Raw genomic sequence first — 615 nt, 5'->3', positions numbered from 1 at the left:
TTGAGGTATTGCTACTGAGCCTTAAACTTCGATTTGTCCAACTGATGTTTTTTTAGTTTGTCGTACAAGGTCTTGCGTGACACCTGTAATTCTAGTTGAACCTCTTTAAGTCTGCCTCTGTGTCGCTGCAATGCATCAAATAACAGACAATATTCAAAGTGTTCTGTGCGTTGAGTCATGCTCTGAATTTCGATGCTCTTTTCACTGTCCCAATCTTCCATGCGAAAAGTCTCAGGTTTGAGAGCGCGCAGCTCCGCAAATTGGCGCAGTTGTTTAACGTTTTCTGGCCAAGAAAGCTCTGTAATTCGGCGTACTTCGTCCAAACTGATGTGCGGTGGTTGCAGCTGATAACGGCTTGCTGCATGACGTACGAAGTGTTTGTAAAGTGGGCCAATATCTTCTTTGCGTTCATCCAGCGTTGGTAAGTGGATGAGCGTTGCGAACGCTTTAACATCGGCATCAACCTTGGTCGTCGCACCAAATACGCGCTCCAATTTCGGGTGGTTAAACAGGCATTGCCACTGTGTGAGCGAGATATGTTCTGCGCTGTGCAGGTACAAACTGCAACGATTTGAGTCTTCCGTCAGGTGTTCAATGGCTTTGTCGAGTGCATCT

General features: G+C 46.3%; 1 protein-coding gene. It reads right to left on the bottom strand.

What is annotated here, in order from left to right; translation table 11 throughout:
* Positions 1-11: 11 nt before the first annotated feature.
* The coding region (locus R7R78_RS27595) for a helix-turn-helix domain-containing protein (protein WP_318119681.1) at positions 12-615 on the bottom strand (604 nt) is incomplete at its 5' end.

Source organism: Vibrio sp. 2134-1, from assembly GCF_033339495.1.
Note: the sequence above shows the minus strand (reverse complement) of the source record. Positions and strands in the feature narration are given on the sequence as shown.